This is a genomic window from Mesorhizobium sp. P171375, assembly GCF_057786075.1.
On the sequence record NZ_JBYNWF010000001.1, the window covers coordinates 1,495,624 to 1,517,872 of the forward strand.

Consider the following 22,249-nt stretch of genomic DNA (forward strand, 5'->3'; position numbering starts at 1 on the left):
TCCCAAAACCCGGCGACTCCATAGCTTACTTAAGGTAAGAAAAGCAACGCCTTGACCCTGTCCGACAGCCGGCTTGACGGTTTGCGCACCGACTATTTCCGGGGGCGGAGTCCTGCTCTCAGCCCTGCGACGGCGTGGAACTTACCACAACCCAGGATTGGATGTCTCCACCGTGTTTTGGTAGCGTGTGTCGTAGAGGTGTTGCCGTTGCCGGATTGCCACAGATCGTTTCGACCGGTCTGTTCTCCGTCCCGTCCGCGTAATGGACATCGCCACATCGCCGCGCTATCTCCTCTTCAGGAAAATGGTCTGGAGGGGCGCCATGGCCCACATCGCTTCTGAAATGGTTCTGCGGCTGGCCGACGACGCCTCGGTCCAGCATGTCGGCGATGGCGCTGTGGTGCTGCTCGCGCGCAGCGGCCAGCTCTACACCTGCAACGGCACCACCGAAGCCTTTCTCGACAAGGTCGACGGCGCCCGCAGCCTCGACCAGATCGTCGTCCTGTTGTCCGACGAGTTCGAGGTCGACAAGGATACGCTCGACCAGGACATGGCGGCGCTGGCCGCCGAACTGGTGGGCGAAGGCATTCTCGCCGACCCGGCTCTCTGATGGCGGACGGCGTCCTCCTGCGCACCCTGTTTCGCGTCCATCTGTGGACAAGCGCGCGGCTGATGCCGGTCCTGATCGGCCGCCGCAGCTTCGAATTGGTGTTGAAATGGGCGCCGCTCAGCGCGCCTACCCCTTATCGCGGCCTGTCGTCCGCCTACATCGTGGCTGCCGTCAACCGTACCGTCCGGCACCCCTGGTTGATGCGCGATCGAAGATGCCTCAGGGAAGGCCTGCTCGCCCACCGCTTCCTGCGCTTTGCCGGCTTCGATCCGGATCTGCGCTTCGGCGTCGATCCAAAGTCGATGCAGGCGCCGCGCATGTCCGCCCATTGCTGGGTTTGCCTCGACGGCCAGCCGGTGGTCAGCGACAGCCTCCCCGGCATGGTGCAGATCTATCGCCATCACGCCGATGCCGGAAAGGCGCACGCTGCTTGACCGGTTCGGCGGCCACTTTCTGCTATGACCTCAAGGGCCAGGTCATCAGCATATCGGCCTCGCGGGCCGATCTCTGGCCGAGTTTCGACCTCATGCTCGGCACGTTGCGTGTGGCCGAACCCGTCGAGCCCGCTTTCCGCGTCAACATCGTCGAGACGTCGGCGCTGCAGGAATCACCTGCCGGCAACCTCGCTTTCGACGGCGAGGTGCCGGAGGAAGGCCATTGTCGGATGATCGACGGTGGCGGCATCGTTCACCTGATCTTTCCCGGCCTGCAGACCGCCTCGATCAACGCCGATGAGGGCTGGGCCGAAATCCGTGTTCATCCCGACGCCAAGGTCAAATGGACGTTGCTGATGATGGTGCTGGATGCCGCGCTCGATGCCGGCGGCCAGCATATGCTCCATACCGCCGGCCTGACATTGCCCGGCCGCGAGGCGCTCGTGCTGGTCCATGCGCCGAGCGGCACCGGCAAGTCGACGACCTCGCTGGCGCTGGCATCGCAAGGCTTCGGCCTGTGCTCGGACGACGTCATGATCCTCAAGGTTGCGTCCGACGGCGGTATCACGGCCTGGGGCTTGCCGCGCAAGGTGAAGGTCCACCGCAACACGGCGGCGATGCTGCCTTTCGTGGCTCCCTGCCTTGGCGACAAATGGGATACCAATGCCGAGCAGGCCGTCTCGCTGGAACGTCTCGCCGAGATCATCCGCATCGAGGAGACAGTCGACCGGCCGGTCGTAGCATTGCTTCATCTCGCCCGCTCGGCGGACGCGCAAACCCGGCTGGTGCCGATGGCCAGGACCGACGCCATGGTGGCGCTCGCCGCCGACAATGTCAGGACCGGCATGACCGGCCTTTTGCCGGCGCAGAGGCGCCGCATGGCAACGATCGCGATGCTGGTCAAAGCCGTTCCGACATTTACGCTGGAAGTCGGTGCGAACCCGGCCGAGGCGGCCCCGCTGATCCGCTCGGCGCTGGCGGCGCGGGACTAGGCACCATTCAGGCGAAATGCGGCTTTGGCCTGGCAAGCCGCTGGACCCAGCGGAAGGCGTCGCGGCGCAGACGCGAATGCATCTTGTCCCTGGAATTGACGCCGAGCAGCGTATCGCTGGTGATGAGCCATTTGGCCAGACGTATCGGGAGATCCGGTTCGATGCGGTCGGCCAGTTCGACCGCGCGCGGTGCATTGAACAGCCGCCCCGTCACATTGAGAACCGTCGCCAGTTCGAGCTCGATGCCGCTCATGCGCGCCGCCTCGAACAGCCGGTCCTCGTCCGCATGCGAGCGCAGCGCGCGCACACCCTGCAACACGTCCACGCACAGCTGCAGCCGGTGGAACTTGTGCCCGCCCGCGGCATGCACGATGGCGATGGTCAGCAGCGCGGCCGGCGTGTCGGCCTCGCCACTGTCGATGATCTGCAATTCGCGAAAGCCTAGTGACAGCCGCCGCCGCATGCCGGAATCATGCACCAGATTGCCGTGCAGTTCGATCAGCAGGCTGGTATTCTCCTTCTCCAGCCATTTGAACTCCTGCAAATCCTGCGACTGCGCCTCGCCGCTCCAGAGTTCGAAGCCGCATCCGGCAATGACCGTGTTGGCTTCGACGATGCTGGCCGGCTCGACCAGAATGTCGATGTCGGTGAAAGGTCGGTCGGCGGCGTGGCGGTAAAGTTTGCGCGCGAAGACCGGCCCTTTGACGATGCGGGCCGGAACGCCTTTCGCCGCCAATGCCTTCATGATGCGATCGCCATGATACTGCAGCAGCATCGACTGGCCGGTCGCCAGCGTCGACTGGTCGCGCAGTTCCGACAATTTTTGCTGCAAGGCAGCGTCTGCCGGCAGTCGCGCGTCGCCGACTTCCCGGAGCTTGCGCAGCATGATCGGCAGCACGCCGTGGAACTCGGCATTGGCGAGCAGTGCCAGCAAGGTTTTGGCAGCAACGTCACTGCCGACAGCAGCCGACGCCTCCGGATCGGCGAAGGTCAGCAGCAGTTTTTCATCGGCAGGCGCAAGAGGTGGCAGCATCAATCCGGATGTCGTTCGCCCAATCGAGCAATTCCAGGAAAAGTGTGAAGCGGTTTTCCATCCGAAATTGCATCAAGACAAGAAACTAGGGCAGCCCTCCATTTCGGAGAACTGCTCTGGGAGGGCGTATGTTGCAGAAAAGCATGCATGAAGCCAGCGCATGGTGGCAGAACCGGCTCATGAATTGACTTTCCGAGGTTTCCGTCCATTCTTTTGCATTGGAATCTGGAGGGTATTGGAATGACCAAGAAAAAGTATGAGGCGCCTGTGCTGCGCAAGGCGGGAAAATTGTCCAGTCTGGTGGCCGGCGGGGCGTCAAAGGCGCTTTAAGACTTCTGAGACTTCGGCTTGGCTAAGGCCAGATGCCGGTGTCCTTGTCGGGGCCACCACTGGACTTGCCGACAAAGGGGGAATGAAATGACCAAGAAGCAATATGAGACGCCGGTGCTGCGCAAGGCGGGTAAGCTGTCAAGCGTGACCGCGGGTAACGGTGCGTCCGGCCCGACCGGTCCGGCGGGCTGACGGCCGGTTCATAACGCTGCCTGATCGGAATATCGGGCAAAGCCTCTCCGCTACATTCCCCAGCGCAGCGCCGCGGTGTGCACCGGCGCGTCCCACAAACCCGTCGTTTCGCCGTCCAGCATGGTAAGCGTGATCGAGCAGCCAGCCATGTCGAGCGACGTCACATAGGACCCAACCAGCGAGCGGGTCACTGTCACGCCGCTGTTTTCGAAGATTTTGCGGGCGCTGTTGTACATCAGATAAAGCTCCATCAGCGGCGTACCGCCAAAGCCGTTGATGAACAGCAGGGCGGGGCCATTCGCCTCGTCGCTGAGATCGCCCAGGATCGCGGCGCAAATCTCCCCGGCGATCGCATCGGCGCTCTTCAACGTGTCGCGACGCCGGCCGGGCTCGCCATGGATGCCGACGCCGAATTCCATCTCGCCATCGCCAATGTCGAAGGTCGGCTTGCCCGCCGCCGGCACGGTGCAGCTGGTCAGCGCCACGCCCATTGAACGCGTCGCAGCGTTGACGCGGTCGCCGAGCGCCTTGAGATCCGCCAGCGCCATGCCTTGCTCGGCGGCGGCGCCGATGATCTTTTCGACCACCAGCGTGCCGGCAACGCCGCGCCGGCCGGTCGTATAGGACGAGTTTTCGACCGCGACGTCGTCATTCGTCACCACCTGCAGGACGCCGTCGGCCATCTCGGCGGCCATGTCGAAATTCATCACGTCGCCTTCATAGTTCTTGACGATGAACAGGCAGCCGGCGCCGGTATCGACGGCCGCGGCGGCCGCCAGCATCTGGTCCGGCGTCGGCGAGGTGAACACCTGGCCGGGGCAGGCGGCGTCCAGCATGCCGTGACCGACAAAGCCGGCATGCAGCGGCTCATGGCCGGAGCCGCCGCCCGAGATCAGTGCTACTTTCCCTGGCTTCAGCACCTTGCGGTGGACGAATTTGTGCTCGTCACCCAGCACCAGGATGTCGGCATGGGCAGCAACCAAGCCGTCGAGGCTTTCGGTCAGCACCGTGGCGACTGAATTCAGAAATTTCTTCATGTGTCCTCCCGAACACCAGGAAACGCTCAGCCCCCGCTTTTACCGGTGATGCTGGTGATCTTCTGGATGAAATCATTGACCGCCCTGTCGAGCGCCGCATTCTGCCTGTCGTCGCCGAAATCCGGCACGATCAGCGAGACATGCCGCGTCTTGCGCATGCCTGCGGCGATCGACATCTTGCCGGGATGCGCCAGATGATAGGCGGCGAGAAAATGATCGCGCTCGGCCGGGCTGAAATGGCAGACAGAAAAAATAGCCGGCAAATGTTTCGATGGGATCGGGATCGAATAGGCTGGGCTGGAGATTTGCGTCACGAAGCTGCGGTGCTTGCCCAGCGCATCGGCAAGGCGCTGGCGCATGCCCGACGGGCGCTGGTCGATGACCTGCGACAGGATCGTCTTATAGGCGCGGATCGCCTCGTCGGAGCCGGGTTCTGGTGTCTTGTCGACCATCTCAGCCACGCCTAGATCGCAACATCTGCTATAGTCGCCTTGGCCATGGCAAGTTGTGCAGGAGCGACGGAAAGATCGCGCAGCCCGGCCTCAATCAGGGCCGGTATCGCTGCGGGGTCGCCGCCGGCATCGCCGCACAGGCTGACCGGGATCTTTGCGCGCAAGCCGAAAGCGGCGACTTCAGCAATCAGCCGCAATACGGCCGGATGGCGGACCGAATTGAGGTGTGCCACCGCAGCGTTGTCGCGGGCTGCCGCCATCACATACTGGGTCAGATCGTTGGAGCCGATCGAGAAGAAGGCGACATCGGCAAACGCCTCCGGCGCGATCGCCACCGACGGCACCTCGACCATGATGCCGAGCGGCGGCATTTTTTGCGCGACGCCGCGCGCGACGAGCCCAGCTTGCTCTTCCGCGAACAGAGCGGCGGCACGTTGGTATTCTTCGCTAACGGCAATCATTGGAAACATCACCTTCAGACTGCCGTGCACGGCGGCGCGCAGCAACGCCCGAATTTGGACACGAAACACGTCCGGCCTTGCCAGTGACAGCCTGATGCCGCGCAGGCCGAGGAACGGGTTGCCCTCCTCGACGGTGAAGCCCGGCACCGGTTTGTCGCCGCCGGCGTCGACGGTGCGGATGGTCACCGGCTTGTCGCCGGCCCATTCCAGCACTTTGCGATAGCAGCTGTATTGCGTCTCCTCGTCCGGCGGCGCCTTGCCGAACAGGAATTCGGTGCGCATCAGCCCGATGCCGTCGCAGGTTGCGATGTCGATGCTGTCGACCTCTGAGGGATCGGCGATGTTGACCTGCACGCGCACTGTAGTGCCGGCTTTGGTCACCGCCGGCCTCGCCAGATACGCTTCGGCCTTGCCGCGGCGTGCCGCAAACGAAGACGACGAACGGCGAAAGGTTTCGATCTCGGCCCTTGAGGGCGCCAATACAATGCCGCCATGTTCGGCATCGAGCAGGGCCAGGCCATCGGGATTAGCCGGCGAAGAGCCAAGCCCCACCACCATCGGCACACCGCGTGAACGCGCGAGCATCGCAACATGACTGGCGGTGCTGCCGGCCCTTAGCGCGATGCCGCCACCGGCGCTCCAGTCGGTCTCGAGAAAGCGCGTCGGCGCAATGTCCTCGCCATAGAGAATGGCGCCCGCTGGCGCAGCGCTCTCCTGCTCCTCAGTCAGCGCGCGCAGCACGCGGTCGCGGATATCGCGCATGTCGGCAGCGCGCGCCCGGAAATAGTCCTGGTCTGACGTTTCATAGCCGGCGATCTCAGCGTCCAACGCCTGCCGCCAGGCTAGGTCAGCCGGCGTGCCAGACGGGATCGCGGCGAAGGCCGGCCCGGTCAGCGCCTCGTCCTCCAGCATGGCAAGCTGAAACTCGAGAATGCCGGCGGCCTCTTCATCGGCGGTTTCGATCAGGGTCGCAAGCCGGTCCGTCGCGCTGGCGAGTGCTGCTTCCAGAGCAGCCTTTTCCTCGCCGGCTGTCGCCTTGCCCGTGTAGCGCGCCGGGCCGTGGTCGAGGTTGAACAGCGGCCCCTCGGCATAGCCGGCCGAGGCCGAAATACCTTGCAGCCTAAGCGGTTCGGGCATGGCCCGCGCCCTCGTCGAAATCGCGCCGCACCAGTTCAGCCAACGCGCCGACCGCCTCAGCAGCGGCCTCGCCGCTGGCCCTTATATGCAGCATGGTGCCTTTCGGCGCCCTGGTTGCCATCACCTTGACGATGCTCTTGGCGTCGAACCACGGACCGTTGGCGGCGAGTGCTATTTCCACCTCGGCGGCAAAACTCTTGGCGAGCTTGGTGAACTTCACCGAAGGGCGCGCATGCAGACCCACCTCGTGGGTGATCAGGACGGTTGCCTCGGCAAATGCGGACATGCGCTCAAAATTCCCGTTCATTCACGACGGCGACAATTCATGCGCCGTCGCCACCACTTCCTTCAGCGAGGCGCCACCGGACGCCTCGGTCGCCGCCATCACCGCACCTTCGACGATCGGCGCGTTGCAGACGATGATCTTCTGCGCCCGCGGCTCGCCGATCATTTCCACCGCCATCTCCGAGTTGGTCTCGGCGCCGCCGAGATCGACGAGGATGGCGACGCCGGCCTCCGACCACGCCTTTTCGATGGCGCCCATGATTGCCTCGACACTGGTGCCGAGCCCGCCATGACCGTTTCCGCCGCACCATGCAAGCGGCACTTCGTCGCCCACCATCTGGCGCACCATGTCGGCCGTGCCTTCGGCGACCAGCGGCGAATGCGAGACGATGACGATGCCGACATTGCTCATGGCTGACCTTCCAGCGCTTCGCCGATCGCCCGCACCAGCAACGCGACCGAGCGTCCGCCGGCATCCATGTGACCGACAGAACGGTCGCCGAGGAACGAGGCGCGGCCGCGCAAAGCCTTCATCGGAATGGTCGCCTCGGCCGCCCGGTCAGCGATATCAGCGATCTCAGAACCTGTCTTTCCATCCGCAAGCGCGTCGTGCACCGGCTGCAGCACGTCGAGCATGGTCTTCTGTCCGACCTGAGATTTGCCACGCGCCGCGACGGCTTCGATCGCCTTGTCGAAGGCAGCCGTCAGGTTGGCGCGATCGGGCGCAGCCGAGATCTCCTTGCCCAGCGCCAGGAACAGCGTGCCGAACAACGGCCCGGATGCGCCGCCCACCGTCATCACCAGCTTGGTGCCGATCGCCTTCAGGGCTTCGGGCAGCGGTTTGGTCGAAAACGCCTCTGCCTCGGCTCGCACGGCCTCGAAGCCACGCTTCATGTTCAGCCCGTGGTCGCCGTCGCCGATCGCCTGGTCTAGCGCGGTCAGCTCTTCCGCGTGAGCGGCAATCGTGTCCGCTGCGACCGTGATCAGCCCGGCAAGGTCCAACGCCGCCATGTCCAAATTCCCGGTTTCGGTCCTGCCGGCAGTATCGAAAGAACTTTCATTCGACAACTGAAGCATGCCATCAGGCCGTTGCATGCAACGCGGCGGCGGCCGCAAACACTTCGGCCACGGCGTGCGCGCCGGGGTCGACCACGCCTTGCAATTTCGTGCCGACATAGGCGGACCGTCCGGCCTTCGCCTTCTCCATAGCCGCTGTCGCTTCGGCACCGTGCCGGGCTGCTGTAGCGGCAGCATCCAGGCCCTTGGCGTCGAGCGCTTTCAGCGCCGGTTCCAGGGCATCGACCATGGTGCGGTCGCCGACCTTGGCACCGCCGTAGAAGGTCATGCGGTCAAGCCCGGCAAGCAGCGCCTTGGAAAGGGTCGCACCGGTATTCGAAGCCTGCGCCGCCGCGGTGAAGAAGATCGACAGCAGCACGCCGCTGGAGCCGCCCATGGCAACGCCCAGAAGATCGCCTACCGCCGCCAGCGTGGCGGCCGGGTCGGCAAGCGGCAGCGTGTCGAGCTTTTCCAGCACGCTGCGCGCGCCGGTCGCCACCGTCGAGCCGGTATCGCCGTCGCCCGCCTTGGCGTCCAGCCCGTTCAAGGCCTCTTCGAGTGCAATCAGCCGCTCGCAGACCGTGACGACAAGCCGCCTGGTGCGCGCATCCTCGCTGGGCTTGCGCGCCGCGCTTTGTCCGGATGCCTTCGCCATGGGAACGACGGCCGGCGCGGCAACGGCCTTTGCCGGCATCCAGGCATGTGGCCCGACCGGCGCCAGCAAGGCCGCCTCGCGCGCGGCATCAAGCTTGATCAGCGACAGCGAGAAGCCGTTCATGTTGAGCGCCGTCATCAGTGGGCCCGGGCCGATGGCAAGCTTCACGGTCTTGGCCAGCGGCGAGGCCAGCACCGCATTGGCGACCAGCGACATTTCCAGCGGCGGCACCGAGCCGAGATTGTTGATCAGCAGCGCATGGCTGGCTTTCGGGTCGAGCCGTGCGGCGAGGCGCTCCGCCATGATCGCGACGAGCTTGTCGGCGCTTTGCACCGCGATGCGCTCGACGCCCGGCTCGCCATGGATGCCGAGGCCGAGTTCGCCATCATTTTCGCCAAACCGCTCTTCATGCGGCTGGCCGGGGATCGAGCAGGACGACAGCGACATGCCGAGCGAGATGATATCCTTCGCCGCCGTGCGCGCCGCCGTTGCGATCGCTGTCAGATCGCTTCCCGTCTCCGACAGATGGCCTGATATCTTGTGCACGAACAAGGTGCCGGCAACGCCGCGCGGCTGGTTGATATCTGGCAAAGCGATGTCGTCGGCGACGATCGCCATCTCGACGCGAAACCCTTGGGCGCGTGCCTTCTCGGCCGCCAGGCCGAAATTGAGCCGGTCGCCGGTGTAGTTCTTGACGATCAGCAGGCAGCCGGCCGGTCCGGTCACCGCGCGGATCGCCGCCAACACCGCCTCGACGCTCGGCGAGGCAAAAATCTCGCCCGAGACCGCCGCCGTCAGCATACCCTTGCCGACAAAGCCGGCATGCGAAGGCTCGTGCCCGGCGCCGCCACCGGAGACAACGGCGACCCTGGTCTTGTCCCAGTCGGCGCGCAACACGACCTTGATTTCGGGATAGCCGTCGAGGCGCGCGAGAGCGCCCGAACCGATGGTCCGCAACAGACCGTCCAGCGCCTCGGTGACGATCGTTTCCCTGCGGTTGAAAAAGTGCTTCATCGAATTCGTCCTGTATTCGTCAATCAGAAGCCGGTGCCGTACCTTTTGGCGAGACACCGAAAACCTCACATCAGTCTTTGCCCGTCGGCGCCGAAATAGAGCGGCGACCGGTAGCGGATCACCACTTGGTCGCCTTGCGCCAGATCCGTATCGGGGTCGGTCAGCGTCACCAGCTTCTTCGGGCCGACCGTCACATGCAGATGGTTCTGGTCGCCGAGATGCTCGACCCAGTCGACTACGCCGTCGGCGTGGCCGTTCGCGGCCTTCTCGATCGACAGATGCTCGGTGCGTGCGCCGATCGTCTTGGTGCCGGTCGGAGCGCCGCCATCAGGCAGCAGCCCGGCGGGCAGAAGATTGATCGCCGGCTGGCCGAGCCGTGCTGCGACATGAAGATTTGCCGGCTCGGAATAGATCGTGCGCGGCGTGCCGATCTGCACCAGCACGCCATCGGCGAGAATGCCGATGCGGTCGGCCATGGTCATCGCCTCGATCTGGTCGTGGGTGACATAGAGCATGGTGGCGCCGAGTTCGGCCTGGATGCGTTTCAACTCGAGCCTGAGATCGGCGCGCAATTTGGCGTCCAGCGACGACAGCGGCTCATCCATCAGATAGATCGACGGCTTGCGCACCAGGGCGCGGCCGATCGCGACGCGCTGCATTTCACCGCCCGACAGTTTGGTCGAGCGGTTGGCGAGCTTGTGGTGGATGCGCACCATTTTCGCCACCTCTTCGACGCGGCGGCGGATCTGGTCCTCCGGTATTTTCCGCGCCGGCGAGCGCAGCGGGAAGGCGAGGTTGTCGTAGACCGACAGATGCGGATAGAGCGAATATTGCTGGAACACGAAGGCGGTGTCGCGCTCGGCCGGCGACAGCATGGTCGCATTGTGCCCGCCAATATGGATTGTGCCGCTGTCCGGCCGCTCCAGCCCGGCGATCAACCGCAGCGTCGTCGTCTTGCCGGCGCCGGTCGGCCCGAGCAGCACGACGAACTCGCCATCCTTGATCTGGAGGTCGAGATTGCTGACGGCGGCGTGCTCGCCGAAAGTCTTCGTCACGCCTTTGATGTGCACGTCAGCCATGCTGCGCTCTCCCCTGAGAGGCCGTATCGTGGATCGCGGTGCGCACGGCGCGGCCCGATCCCTTGTCGAATAGTGACAGCCGCGCGCTGTTTAAGGTCAGGCCGACATGGTCGCCTGCAGCAAGCCGGATTTCGGCCGGCACCCGCGCCTTGATGATGCCGTCCGCCGTTTCCACCGCGACGATCTGCGTCGTGCCGAGATATTCCGTGCCGTAGATCGCGCCACGCAGCTTTGAGGCGTCGTCGAAGCGGATGTGTTCCGGCCTTATACCAAGCGCCATGTCGGCTGGTGCGATGTCCTCGCGCACCTCCGGCACCGCCACCTTCGCGCCCTGAACGACGATTTCCTTCGCCCCCTTGGCCAGTCCGCCGCCAAAGCCCAAAAAGTTCATCGGCGGCGAGCCGATAAAGTCGGCGACGAACATGGTCGCCGGACGGTCGTAGATTTCGCGTGGGCTGCCGAACTGTTCGATGACGCCGTGGTTCATGACCGCGATCTTGTCGGCCATCGACATCGCTTCCATCTGGTCGTGGGTGACATAGACGGTGGTGGCATGGATGCGGTTGTGCAGCTCGCGCAGCTCATGGACCATCAGGTCACGGAATTCGGTATCGAGCGTTCCCAGCGGCTCATCCATCAAAAAGCATTTTGGCCGCCGCACGATGGCGCGGCCGAGCGCCACGCGCTGGCGGTCGCCGCCGGCGAGACCGGAGACCGATTTGTTGAGCAGATGGTCGATGCGCAGCAGCTTCGCCGTCTCTTCGACGCGTTGGCGGATCTCGGCCGATGGCATGCCTTGCGCCAAGAGCGGGAAGCCGATGTTCTTGCGCACATTCATATGCGGATAGAGCGCGAACAGCTGGAACACGAAGGCGATGTCGCGCTCGCGCGCCCGGCGCATGGTCACATCCTCGCCGCCGAGCAGGATCTGGCCACCGGTCGGCAGTTCGAGCCCGGCGATCATGCGCAGCGTCGTCGTCTTGCCGCAGCCCGACGGCCCGAGCATGACGAAGAACTCGCCATCCTCGACGACAAAGCTGGAATCCTGCACGGCGACGAAATCGCCGAAGGCCTTTCTCAGGTTCTGGACGCGGATTTCGGCCATGACTATTCCGGGAATTTCGAGACGATGATGAACATCACCGTGCCGGCGAGCATGGTGATGAAGGAGTAGGTGTAGAGCGACAGTGCGAAGGGCTGGAACAACATCAGGAAGCCGATGGCGATGATGGCGGTCGCGATGTTTTCCAGCAGGCCGCGCCGAGCCCAGCGCGGCCAGCGCGATTTGCGTTTCGTGGGTTGGGTTAGGCTCATTTGCGCACCGCGCCGAAGGTGATGCCGCGCAGCAATTGTTTGCGAAGCAGGATGGTGAAGACGAGGATCGGCACCAGGAAGATCGTTGTGCCTGCCGCCACCGCCGGCCAGTCCTGGCCGCCTTCACCGATAATGGTCGGGATGAAGGGCGGCGCGGTCTGTGCGGTGCCCGAGGTCAGGAGTGCGGCGAACGCATATTCGTTCCAGGCGAAGATCAGGCAGAAGATCGCGGTCGCGGCGATGCCGGTGGTGGCCTGCGGCAGCACGGTGCGCCAGAAGGCCTGCAGCCTCGTATAGCCGTCGATCATCGCGGCTTCCTCATACTCGCGCGGGATCTCGTCGATGAAGCCTTTCAGCAGCCACACCGCCAGCGAGACGTTGACCGCGGTGTAGAGCAGGATCATGCCGAGCGCGGTGTCGGAGAGGCCGAGCTCGCGGTACATCAGGTAGATCGGAATGGCGACGGCAATCGGGGGCATGAAGCGCGTCGACAGGATGAAGAACAAAAGGTCATCGGCCAGCGGCACCTTGAAGCGCGAGAAACCGTAGGCCGACAGCGTGCCGAGGAAGACGGCGCAGAAGGTCGAGCCGAAGGCGATGATCAGCGAGTTGACGAAGCGCGGCAGGAAGTTGGACGGGCCGGCAATCACCATGTTGCGCTTGCGCACCGTCTCGTCGCAGAAGCCGGTCGCCGGCCCCAGCGAGTTGATGTATTCCGGCGTCTGCCGCGTCCTTGTCGTAAACAGGTTGCAATAGCCTTCGATGCTCGGCTGGAAGACGATCTTCGGCGGATAGGCGATCGAATCCGGCGGTGTCTTGAAGCTGGTGGCGAAGATCCACAGTAGCGGAACGATCGAGATCAGCGCGTAGGCGACGATAATCGTGCCGGCGATGCCTTTTGCCGTGCCCGAAGGGGCAACAACGGAGTGGGCGGTGGTCAGGCTCATCTCTGCTTCACCTTGTTGAGCGCCTTGACGTAGATGTTGGCCAGCCCGAACACGGCGACGAAGAGGATGATGGCGAAGGCCGAGGAATAGCCGGTGCGCCAGCTCTCGAAGGCCTGCCGTTTCAGCGTGATCGAGGCGACCTCGGTGGTCGAGCCGGGTCCGCCGCCGGTCAAGAGATTGACCATGTCGAACATCTTGAAGTTTTCAATGCCGCGGAAAAGCACCGCCAGCATGATGAACGGCAGCGCCATCGGCAGCGTGATTGACCAGAACTGCCGCCAGTTGGAGGCGCGATCCACCTCGGCCGCTTCATAGATGTATTCGGGGATGGAGCGCAGTCCGGCGAGGCAGATCAGCATCACGTAGGGCGTCCACATCCAGGTGTCGACGATGATGATCGACCACGGCGCCAGCGACACGTTGGACAGCATCTGGATATCGGTCGGCGGGATGCGGGTGACGAACGAGATGGCGTAGGCGAACAGGCCGATCTGCGGCTCGTAGAGGAAGCGCCAGAAATTGCCGACCACCGCCGGCGACAGCATCATCGGCACCAGGATGATGGTCGTCCAGAAGGCGTGGCCGCGGAATTTGCGGTCGATCAGCCAGGCCAGCGTGAAGCCGATCAGCGTCTGCAACAGGATGGTCCAGAACACGAAATGCGCCGTCGTCTGCATGGCGATCCAGATGTCCTGGTCGCCGAGGATGCGCTGGTAATTGGCAAAGCCGAGGTTCTTCACCACCTCGTTCGGCCGGTTGGCGCGGAAGTTGGTGAAGGACAGATAGATCGCCCAGAACAGCGGGAAGATGTTGATGGCGAGCAGCAAAAGGATCGTCGGCGAGATGAACAGCCAGGCGAGGCCCTTGTCGCTGATGCCCCGGACCTTGCGGGCCAACGGCTCCGGGGTCGCCCGGGCAACGTTCTCCGCAGTCCGATTGAGCATGGTGAGTCCTGCTTCGGTCACTTCAAGTCTCGACACTGGAATTTATCTGAACTGCGTCCCGTGCCAAGGGTGGCACGGGACGCGTCGGTCTGGCTCGGGAGGAGCCGTTGGTCCGGGTTACATCTTGCCGTCGTCCTGGAAGACCTGCGTCCAGTCCTTGACTAGGCCGTCAAGCGCATCCTTGGCCGAACCCTGGCCAGCGACGACATAATCGTGGAAGCGCTTCTGCGACGCCTGCAGCAGCGGTGCGTAGCTGGGCTCGGCCCAGAAGTCTTTCACGATCGCCATCGAGTCGAGGAAGGTCTGCGCATAGGGCTGGCTGGACGGGAAGGCCGGGTCCTTGACCACCGCGTTCAGGCAGGAGTAGCCGCCGAGCGACCACCACTTGGCCTGCACGTCCTTGTTGGCGAACCACTTGATGTATTTCAGCGCCGATTCCTGCTTGTCGGAATAGGACACCACCGAGATGCCCTGGCCGCCGAGCTGGGCGAACTGCTCGCCGTCCGGACCCTTGGGGTTGACGAAGTAGCCGATCTTGTCGCCGCCGACATTCTCGTCCTTCTGCAGGCCAGGCCAGGTGAAGGCGAAGTTCATGTGCATGGCCACCTGGCCGGATTTGAAGGCGTCGACGCCTTCGCCCATGTAGCTGTTCGACGCGCCGGGCGGGGTGCAGCAATCATAGAGCGCCTTGTAGAATTCCAGCCCCTTCACCGATTTCTCGGAGTTGACGAAGCCTTCCATTTCGTAGGGCTTCTTCGGGTTTTCATACTGGAAGCCGAAGCTGTAGAGCACGTCCATGGCGCCCATGGTAATGCCTTCGGAGCCGCGCTCGGTGTAGATTGAGGCGCCATAGACGGTCTTGCCGTCGATCTCGCGCTTCTGGAAGAACTCGGCGACCTGCTTCAGCTGGTCGAAGGTGGTCGGCGGGCCGAGATCCCAGCCATACTTTTCCTTGAATTCCTTCTGCAGTTCCGGCTTGGAGAACCAGTCCTTGCGGTAGGTCCAGCCGACGACGTCGCCCATGGCCGGCAGCGCCCAGTAGTTCGGCGTGTTCTTCGGCCATTCGGAATAGCCGACAACGGTTGCCGGCACGAAGTCGTCCATGCTGATCTTCTCCTTGTCGAAGAAGTCGTTCAGCTTGACGTAGTGGCCGTTTTCGGCCGAGCCGCCGATCCACTGGCTGTCGCCGATGATCAGGTCGCAGAGCTTGCCGTGCGAGTTGAGCTCGTTGAGGAAGCGGTCGGCATAGTTGGTCCACGGCACGAACTCGAATTTCATGCCGATGCCGGTTTCCTTGGTAAAGTCCTTGGACAGTTCGACAAGTGCGTTGGCCGGGTCCCAGGCGGCCCAGCACAGCGTCAGGTCTTCAGCGTGCGCAACGTTCGAGACGGCTGTCGACGCGGTGATCGCCGAAGTCAGTCCCAACGCCAGTTTCAAGCTCGATTTCATGCCTTCCTCCCATTTGCGAAACGCGCCCGGATGGCGGTTTCAAGAGCCCCTCAACCCTCGCTCCTCCGAGGGCCTAAACATGGCGGCGCGGTGCGCCGCAGATGTTTAGTAATTTGTTTAGTGATGCAATTTTTACTAAACAATGCAAGCGAATTCGTTGCTGCGTTGCACCATCTCGAAACGGGGATTGAAATCGTTAGGAAATGATTGCCGGAGGGTTCGCCCGGAAGTTGCTTAGCCGGCGTCGCTTACAATTTTCGTCTGTGGCATCACCGGCCGGACGGGCGGAGCGGGGGGCAGCAGGGCGCGTATATCGGCGAACGGAAATGTCGGCTCGAAGCGGAAGGCCTCGGCCAGTGAACCGGCGACGCCGTTGCATTGCCCGGCGCGAAACTCATTCTGGACGCGCGCCCTGTCGATATATTGCTCCGGCATCTGCGAGCGGTGCGCGCGGATCGCCTGCGTTTTGACGTCGCGGTAGGCGGAAATGTCGACATAGTGCGTCGGCGAAAATCCGGTGCCGCCCATCGTATCGGCATGCAGCACCGGTACAGCGAAGGAGGCGGCGATGCGCACGCCGTCCGACAGCGCGCGGTGGTCGGCGTGATAATCGTTGGGCGCATGGGTGATCACCAGATTTGCACCGGTCTCGCGTATCAGCGTTTTTAGCGAACCGATCAGCGCCGCATCGGCCACCAGTCCGCCGTCGGGAAAGTCGAGGAAGCGCGGGGTCGCGCCGAGCAAAGCCGCAGCGGCAGCCGCTTCCTCGCGCCGGACACGAGCCAAAACGCTTGGGTCGCCCTTGCCGCCCTTGGCGCCATCGGTGGCTATGGCAAAAGTGAGTTCTGCGCCTTGCGCCGCATAGGCGGCCAGCGTACCGAACATGAATATCTCGATGTCGTCCGGATGCGCGCCGAGCGCCAATACCTTCACCGCACTCTCCCCGGAAATGGAAAAACGTGACGAACGGAATCCTGCTCGCCCTCATCGCCTATGCAAGCTATTCGTGCAGCGACGCCGTTATCAAGAGCCTTGGCGGACAGTTCACCGTCTTCGAGATCGGTTTCTTTGTGACGCTGTTTTCCGGCTTCTTCCTGCTCTTCACCCGGCCGAAAGGCGAGCGCTGGCGGGACTTCTGGCGGACCAAACGGCCGTGGGCGGTGCAGGCCCGCACTTGGGCCGGCATCGCGTCGGGCGTGCTCGGCGTCTATGCCTTCACCACCATCCCGCTGGCCGAGGCCTATGCGTTGATCTTCCTGGCGCCGCTCTGCGTCACCGTCCTTTCTACCGTCATTCTCAAGGAGAAGGTCGGCCCATGGCGCTGGCTGGCTGTGGTCGCCGGCTTTGCTGGTGTCATGCTGGTGGTGCAGCCGGGCTTTCGCGAGCTGCATCTCGGCCACCTCGCCGCTTTCAGCGTCGCTTTCCTTGCCGCCACCAGCATCATCCTGACGCGCTCGCTCGCCCAGCAGGAAAAGCGCACGACCATGCTCGGCGTCCTGGTCGGCTGTGCCCTGGTCTTCAACGGAATCGCCGCCGCCGCCACCTCTTTCAAGCTCCCGGATGCCAGGCAGCTGGTATGGTTTGTAATATCGGGCGCCTTCACCTCCTGCGGGCAGTTCCTGCAACTGCTTGCGGTCAAATACGCTCCCGCCAACCGCATCGCGCCGACACATTATTCGCAGATCGTCTGGGCAGTGATCCTCGGCGCGCTGTTCTTCCAGGAATATCCCGACTGGCTGTCCCTGATCGGGCTCGCCGTCGTTGGCGCTTCCGGCCTGCTGACCATGGTGCGTGAGGAAGTGCGGTTAGGTACGGTGCGCTGGAACCCCCTTTCGCGGACAAGACTGTGAGCGAGCGGCGGTTGCACGGCTATAGTGACCGCTGATATGCGGACGCGATGACGACAAAACCCTTGCCGGAGCTTCCGGTGTCCGCCGTACTGCCGGCGCTGAGCGAGGCGCTCGGCGCTGGCAACAGCGCCGTGCTGGTGGCGCCGCCCGGTGCCGGCAAGACGACGCTGGTACCGCTGGTGCTGCTCGATGCGCCTTGGCTGGGCGCCGGCAAGATCGTCCTGCTTGAACCGCGCCGGCTCGCCGCCCGCGCAGCCGCCCGCCGCATGGCCGAATTGCTGGGCGAGGAACCCGGCGCCACAGTCGGCTATGCCATGCGCATGGAAAACCGCACGTCGGCCCGGACAAAAATCCTGGTCGTCACCGAAGGCGTGCTGGCGCGCATGATCCTCGACGATCCGGAGTTGCCCGGCGTCTCCGCAGTGATTTTCGACGAGTTCCATGAGCGTTCGCTCGACGGCGATTTCGGCCTCGCTTTGGCGCTCGATGTGCAAGGCGCGCTGCGGCCGGATTTGCGGCTGCTGGTGATGTCGGCGACGCTCGACGGCGCGCGCGTGGCAAAACTCCTATCCGGCGCGCCGGTGATCGAAAGTGCGGGCCGCGCCTTTCCCGTCGACATCCGGTACGACGAGCGGCCGGCGGGCGTTCCCGTCGAAGATGCTATGGCCAAGGCAATCCGTTCGGCGCTTGCCGAGGAGAGCGGCAGCGTGCTCGCCTTCCTGCCCGGGCAGCGCGAGATCGAGCGCACCGCCGAGCGGCTGCAGGACCGCCTCAGCGCCGACACCGACATCGTGCCGCTCTACGGCCAGCTCGACAACAGGGCGCAGGACGCCGCCATCAAGCCGCCGCCGCCCGGCCGCCGCAAGGTGGTGCTGGCGACGTCGATCGCCGAGACCTCGATCACCATCGACGGCGTGCGCGTCGTCATCGATTCCGGCCTGTCGCGGCTGCCGCGCTACGAGCCGGCAAGCGGCCTGACGCGGCTGGAGACGGTGCGGGTTTCCAGGGCGTCCGCCGACCAGCGCGCCGGCCGCGCCGGGCGCACGCAGCCAGGTGTCGCCATCCGGCTGTGGCGGGCCGAGCAGACGGCGGCACTGCCCGCCTTCACCCCGCCCGAGATACTCGAAGCCGATCTGTCCGGCCTGCTGCTCGACTGCGCCGCCTTTGGCGTCGCCGATCCGGTGAGCCTGTCCTTCCTCGATCCGCCCCCTACGCCGGCGCTCAACGAGGCGAGGGCGCTGCTCAGTGCGCTGCACGCCATTGATGACGCCGGCCGGCTGACGGAGCAGGGCGGCGCGATGCGCAAGCTGGCGCTGCCGGTACGGTTGGCGCACATGGTCGCCGAAGCTGCTAACAGCGGCCACGCGCTGGAGGCGGCGATGCTGGCCGTGCTGCTTACCGAGCGCGGTCTCGGCGGCGATGGCGCCGACCTCGAACGCCGACTGATGCGCTTTCGCAGCGAAAAATCGCCGCGCGCCGTGGCGGCAAGGCAATTGGCCGAGCGGCTGGCCAAACCCTCCCCCTCGAGGGGAGGGTCGATCCGCGCAGCGGATCGGGGTGGGGTCGGTTCGGGCACGCCATCGTCGCGCACGCCACCGGCGACCCCACCCCGTCTCCCGCGCCTTGCTGCGCAAGGCGCGCTCGCCGACCCTCCCCGCAAGGGGGAGGGTATCGGCGCGCTGCTCATCCATGCCTGGCCGGACCGGGTCGCCAAGGCGCGCGGCGAGCGCGGACGCTTTGTGCTCGCCAATGGTTCCGGCGCCATGGTGGATGCCGCCGACCCACTGGCGGGCGAAAGCTGGCTTGTCGTCGCTGATTTGCAAGGCAAGGCGCAGAATGCCCGCATCACCGCAGCGGCCGCCGTCGACGAGGCCGACATCCGCGCAGCACTCTCAGACCGGATCGAGACCCGCCGCGACGTGAGCTTCGACCGCGAGAGGCGAGCGGTGCGCGTGCGCGAGACCGCCCGGCTCGGCGCCATCACTTTGTCCGAGCGCATGCTGCCGGCGCCTTCGGGCACTGACGCCGACCGCGCCATCCTGGATGCGTTGCGCGAACACGGGCTCTCTCTGCTGGAGTGGGGCAAGGAGGGGGAGACGCTGCGCCAGCGCCTTGGCTGGCTGCATCGCGGCCTCGGTGCGCCCTGGCCGGATGTTTCGGATGCGGCCCTCATCGAACGCCTCGACGACTGGCTGCTGCCGTTCCTCACAGGCAAGGCGTCCTTCGCCGCGATCGATCCGGGCACGCTGTCTTCAGGCCTGATGGCGCTGGTGCCGCATGAATTGCAGCGCAAGATCGGCACACTGGCGCCGACCCATTTCGATGCGCCTTCGGGCAGCCATGTGCCGATCCGCTATGACGGCGAATGGCCGGTGCTGGCGATCCGCGTGCAGGAGCTGTTCGGCCTTGACCGCCATCCCGCTATCGCCAGCGGCACCGTGCCGCTGACGCTCGAACTTCTGTCGCCGGCCCACCGGCCGATCCAGACGACGCGCGACCTGCCCGGTTTCTGGCGCGGCTCCTGGGCCGATGTGCGCACCGACATGCGCGGCCGCTACCCCCGCCATGTCTGGCCGGAAAATCCGCTGCTCGCCGCTGCCACCGCTCGGGCAAAACCGCGCGGCACCTAGCGTTTCTGCTTTCCCGGCTATAATCCTTGGCCATGATCAAAATCCTGCATGCGCCCGACTTCCAGCAAAGCCAGCGGCTGCGCCTCAACACGCTTATCCGGCTGCGCTGGCTGGCCATTGTCGGCCAGAGCCTGACCGTCCTGGTCGTCGCCTATGGGCTGAAATTCCCGCTGCCGGTCAGCCTCTGCTTCGCGCTGATCGCCTGTTCGGCCTGGCTGAACCTGGTGCTGACCTTCCGCTACCCGGCGGCGCACCGGCTGACTCCGTTCCCAGCCTTTTTCATCCTGACCTTCGACAGCCTGCAGCTTGCCGGCCTGCTCTACATGACCGGCGGCCTCACCAATCCGTTCTCGCTGCTGATGACTGTGCCTGTCGTCGTCTCGGCGACATCGTTGCCACTGCGGCTGACCGCCATTCTTGGCGGGCTGGTGATAGTGGGGGCTAGCTTGCTGGTGTTCTTCCATCTGCCGCTGCCCTGGTACGAGGGCGCGCCGCTGCCCATGCCATTCATCTATGTCGCCGGCATCTGGATGGCGGTGTTTTCCTCGATCGCCTTCACCGCCATCTATGCCTTCCGCGTCGCCGAGGAAGCTCGCCTGCTTGCCAATGCGCTTGCCGCCACCGAACTGGTGCTGCAGCGCGAGCAGCATCTGTCGGCGCTGGATGGCCTCGCTGCCGCGGCCGCGCACGAGCTCGGCACGCCGCTCGCCACCATCGCCCTTGTCTCCAAGGAGATGGAAAAGGCGCTGGGCGACGACCCAAAATACGGCGAGGACGTCAAACTGCTGCGGTCGCAGAGCGAGCGCTGCCGCGAGATCCTGAAGCGCCTGACCAGCCTGTCCTCCGAAGGCGAGGCGCATCTGTCGCGTCTGCCACTGACCTCGCTGGTCGAGGAGGTGACGGCGCCGCACCGCGATTTCGGCATCTCGATCAAGCTGCGGCCGGGCGAGCGCATCGGCCCCGAGCCCGTGGGACGGCGCAATCCCGGCGTCATCTATGGCCTCGGCAATCTGGTCGAGAACGCCGTCGACTTCGCCCGCAACACCGTCACCGTTCGCTGGAGCTGGGACGAGCTCGACGTCACCTTCTCGATCATCGACGACGGGCCGGGCTTTCCGCCCGAAATCATCGACCGCATCGGCGAGCCCTACATGTCGACGCGCCAGGGCAACGAAGCCGGCGGTGGCCTGGGTCTCGGGCTCTTCATCGCCAAAACCTTGCTCGAACGCTCCGGCGCCACACTCGATTTCCGCAATTCGAGCGGGCTGGGCGAGGGCGCCATCGTGCAGATATCGTGGCCGCGCACCGTCTTCCTCAACCCGGAATCGGTGGGAACCTCGATGTTCGACACCGCCTGAGGCATTTTGATTTGGCGCATGATCCTTTCCGAAAATCGATTACGATTTTCGGGGTCATGCACTGGCTCCGACCGGCAAAATTGGACAATGGCGTTCAGGAACTATATCTGCGTAAAATTAAGGCAGCAGGATTTTTTGAGACGATGACTGGCGAAGAAACAATTGGCGCAATGGTTGAAGGCGAGGACACCTCGCTGCTGATCGTCGACGACGACAAGCCGTTCCTGACGCGGCTGGCCCGCGCCATGGAAACCAGGGGTTTCGTGGTCGAAACGGCCGAGAGCGTCGAGGAGGCGGTGGCCAAGGCGCGCGCGCATCCGCCGGCCTATGCGGTGGTCGACATGCGGCTTGGCGACGGCAACGGGCTCGACGTCGTCGCCGCCATCCGCGAGAAGCGCGACGACGCCCGCACGGTCATCCTCACCGGCTATGGCAACATCGCCACCGCGGTGACGGCGGTGAAGCTCGGCGCCATCGACTATCTGTCGAAGCCCGCCGATGCCGACGATGTGTTTGCAGCACTTACCCGCACCGCAGGCGAGCGCGCCGCCCCGCCCGAAAACCCGATGTCGGCCGACCGCGTGCGCTGGGAACACATCCAGCGCGTCTACGAAATGTGCGATCGCAACGTCTCCGAAACCGCGCGGAGGCTGAACATGCACCGCCGCACGCTGCAGCGCATACTGGCCAAGCGCGCGCCGCGCTGAGGTTCACGCGGCGCAGGCCGCCAATTGCCGAACCTCAGCGCTGCCCCTCACCTGTCTGCCGGCATCCTCTCCCCGTATAGAGACGGGAGAGGGGCCTCTCATCGCTGGTTTTACCAATCGCCGGCGTTGCAGGAAACGACGTCTAAGCTGAAGCTGCCCCTTTCTCCCCGTCGCTATACGGGGAGAAATGTCCGGCAGGACAATGAGGGGCGGCGCCAACGCTGGAAACAGTTGCGCTTGCCCTGCCATCGACCTTTGCCCATCATCGCTAACGCCACCGGGA

The 22,249-nt window shown here is 64.4% G+C and carries 23 protein-coding genes; 8 read left to right on the forward strand and 15 right to left on the reverse strand.

The features are described from left to right. Positions 1-322 precede the first annotated feature (322 nt). From ACYHH6_RS07330 to ACYHH6_RS07340, 3 genes are read left to right on the forward strand one after another with little or no spacing between them, the layout of a single operon-like run. Positions 323-610: a PqqD family protein gene (locus ACYHH6_RS07330; RefSeq protein ID WP_352582237.1), complete on the forward strand. Its 288-nt coding sequence runs from the start codon at positions 323-325 to the stop codon at positions 608-610. Next, the gene (locus tag ACYHH6_RS07335) at positions 610-1,044 is read left to right on the forward strand and encodes a lasso peptide biosynthesis B2 protein (protein WP_352582235.1); all 435 of its coding nucleotides are present in this window, start codon (positions 610-612) and stop codon (positions 1,042-1,044) included. Before ACYHH6_RS07330 ends, ACYHH6_RS07335 begins: the two co-directional genes overlap by 1 nt. Then, on the forward strand, positions 1,041-2,036 hold the full coding sequence (locus ACYHH6_RS07340; RefSeq protein WP_352582233.1) for a serine kinase: 996 nt from the start codon (positions 1,041-1,043) through the stop codon (positions 2,034-2,036). Before ACYHH6_RS07335 ends, ACYHH6_RS07340 begins: the two co-directional genes overlap by 4 nt. Before the next feature lie 7 nt (positions 2,037-2,043). On the opposite strand, the gene ACYHH6_RS07345 is transcribed toward ACYHH6_RS07340, so the two are convergent. Beyond that, the gene (locus ACYHH6_RS07345) at positions 2,044-3,069 is read right to left on the reverse strand and encodes a nucleotidyltransferase family protein (protein ID WP_352582231.1); all 1,026 of its coding nucleotides are present in this window, start codon (positions 3,067-3,069) and stop codon (positions 2,044-2,046) included. Between the two features lie 417 nt (positions 3,070-3,486). On the opposite strand from ACYHH6_RS07345, the gene ACYHH6_RS07350 reads away from it, so the two are divergent. Next, a complete protein-coding gene (locus ACYHH6_RS07350; protein ID WP_352582229.1) occupies positions 3,487-3,591 on the forward strand; it encodes a lasso RiPP family leader peptide-containing protein in 105 nt (34 codons plus the stop codon). Between the two features lie 50 nt (positions 3,592-3,641). On the opposite strand, the gene dhaK is transcribed toward ACYHH6_RS07350, so the two are convergent. The 14 genes from dhaK to ACYHH6_RS07420 all read right to left on the reverse strand — a co-directional run bounded on the left by dhaK (position 3,642) and on the right by ACYHH6_RS07420 (position 16,354). Beyond that, positions 3,642-4,628, reverse strand: coding sequence for a dihydroxyacetone kinase subunit DhaK (gene dhaK / locus ACYHH6_RS07355; protein ID WP_352582227.1), 987 nt, complete (start codon positions 4,626-4,628; stop codon positions 3,642-3,644). Between the two features lie 26 nt (positions 4,629-4,654). Next, positions 4,655-5,080 carry a hypothetical protein gene (locus tag ACYHH6_RS07360; protein WP_112560582.1) on the reverse strand — a complete coding sequence of 142 codons (426 nt, stop codon included), beginning with the start codon at positions 5,078-5,080 and terminating at the stop codon, positions 4,655-4,657. 11 nt (positions 5,081-5,091) lie between these two features. Then, a complete protein-coding gene (gene ptsP, locus ACYHH6_RS07365; protein ID WP_352582225.1) occupies positions 5,092-6,678 on the reverse strand; it encodes a phosphoenolpyruvate--protein phosphotransferase in 1,587 nt (528 codons plus the stop codon). Continuing rightward, positions 6,662-6,964 (reverse strand): HPr family phosphocarrier protein, encoded by a 303-nt coding sequence (locus ACYHH6_RS07370; protein WP_192249570.1) that lies wholly within the window; start codon positions 6,962-6,964, stop codon positions 6,662-6,664. The genes ptsP and ACYHH6_RS07370 overlap by 17 nt, the downstream gene beginning before the upstream one ends. Positions 6,965-6,985: 21 nt before the next feature. Further along, the gene (gene dhaM, locus ACYHH6_RS07375; protein WP_006206912.1) at positions 6,986-7,375 is read right to left on the reverse strand and encodes a dihydroxyacetone kinase phosphoryl donor subunit DhaM; all 390 of its coding nucleotides are present in this window, start codon (positions 7,373-7,375) and stop codon (positions 6,986-6,988) included. Further along, complete coding sequence (gene dhaL / locus ACYHH6_RS07380; protein ID WP_352582222.1) at positions 7,372-7,974, reverse strand: dihydroxyacetone kinase subunit DhaL; 603 nt, start codon at positions 7,972-7,974, stop codon at positions 7,372-7,374. The genes dhaM and dhaL overlap by 4 nt, the downstream gene beginning before the upstream one ends. Positions 7,975-8,044: 70 nt before the next feature. After that, complete coding sequence (locus ACYHH6_RS07385) at positions 8,045-9,688, reverse strand: dihydroxyacetone kinase subunit DhaK (RefSeq protein ID WP_352582219.1); 1,644 nt, start codon at positions 9,686-9,688, stop codon at positions 8,045-8,047. A 65-nt stretch (positions 9,689-9,753) separates the two neighbouring features. Continuing rightward, positions 9,754-10,767: an ABC transporter ATP-binding protein gene (locus ACYHH6_RS07390; RefSeq protein ID WP_352582217.1), complete on the reverse strand. Its 1,014-nt coding sequence runs from the start codon at positions 10,765-10,767 to the stop codon at positions 9,754-9,756. Next, the gene (locus ACYHH6_RS07395) at positions 10,760-11,872 is read right to left on the reverse strand and encodes an ABC transporter ATP-binding protein (protein WP_352582215.1); all 1,113 of its coding nucleotides are present in this window, start codon (positions 11,870-11,872) and stop codon (positions 10,760-10,762) included. Before ACYHH6_RS07395 ends, ACYHH6_RS07390 begins: the two co-directional genes overlap by 8 nt. Before the next feature lie 2 nt (positions 11,873-11,874). Beyond that, positions 11,875-12,081 carry a hypothetical protein gene (locus ACYHH6_RS07400; protein ID WP_352582213.1) on the reverse strand — a complete coding sequence of 69 codons (207 nt, stop codon included), beginning with the start codon at positions 12,079-12,081 and terminating at the stop codon, positions 11,875-11,877. Beyond that, positions 12,078-13,028 carry a carbohydrate ABC transporter permease gene (locus tag ACYHH6_RS07405; protein WP_112560588.1) on the reverse strand — a complete coding sequence of 317 codons (951 nt, stop codon included), beginning with the start codon at positions 13,026-13,028 and terminating at the stop codon, positions 12,078-12,080. Before ACYHH6_RS07405 ends, ACYHH6_RS07400 begins: the two co-directional genes overlap by 4 nt. Continuing rightward, positions 13,025-13,972: a carbohydrate ABC transporter permease gene (locus ACYHH6_RS07410; protein WP_031198535.1), complete on the reverse strand. Its 948-nt coding sequence runs from the start codon at positions 13,970-13,972 to the stop codon at positions 13,025-13,027. The genes ACYHH6_RS07405 and ACYHH6_RS07410 overlap by 4 nt, the downstream gene beginning before the upstream one ends. Before the next feature lie 117 nt (positions 13,973-14,089). Continuing rightward, positions 14,090-15,421, reverse strand: coding sequence for an ABC transporter substrate-binding protein (locus tag ACYHH6_RS07415; protein WP_352582211.1), 1,332 nt, complete (start codon positions 15,419-15,421; stop codon positions 14,090-14,092). 234 nt (positions 15,422-15,655) lie between these two features. After that, positions 15,656-16,354 carry a PIG-L deacetylase family protein gene (locus ACYHH6_RS07420; RefSeq protein WP_352582209.1) on the reverse strand — a complete coding sequence of 233 codons (699 nt, stop codon included), beginning with the start codon at positions 16,352-16,354 and terminating at the stop codon, positions 15,656-15,658. A 26-nt stretch (positions 16,355-16,380) separates the two neighbouring features. On the opposite strand from ACYHH6_RS07420, the gene ACYHH6_RS07425 reads away from it, so the two are divergent. The 4 genes from ACYHH6_RS07425 (at position 16,381) to ACYHH6_RS07440 (ending at position 21,966) form a co-directional block, all read left to right on the forward strand. After that, entirely contained in the window at positions 16,381-17,271 is an 891-nt protein-coding gene (locus ACYHH6_RS07425; RefSeq protein WP_352582207.1) for a DMT family transporter, read from the forward strand. Positions 17,272-17,318: 47 nt separating this feature from the next. Continuing rightward, a complete protein-coding gene (gene hrpB, locus ACYHH6_RS07430) occupies positions 17,319-19,901 on the forward strand; it encodes an ATP-dependent helicase HrpB (RefSeq protein WP_488500415.1) in 2,583 nt (860 codons plus the stop codon). A gap of 32 nt (positions 19,902-19,933) precedes the next feature. Next, positions 19,934-21,259: an ActS/PrrB/RegB family redox-sensitive histidine kinase gene (locus tag ACYHH6_RS07435; protein ID WP_162712055.1), complete on the forward strand. Its 1,326-nt coding sequence runs from the start codon at positions 19,934-19,936 to the stop codon at positions 21,257-21,259. Between the two features lie 143 nt (positions 21,260-21,402). After that, positions 21,403-21,966 (forward strand): ActR/PrrA/RegA family redox response regulator transcription factor, encoded by a 564-nt coding sequence (locus tag ACYHH6_RS07440; protein WP_112560594.1) that lies wholly within the window; start codon positions 21,403-21,405, stop codon positions 21,964-21,966. The last annotated feature ends 283 nt before the right edge of the window (positions 21,967-22,249 follow it).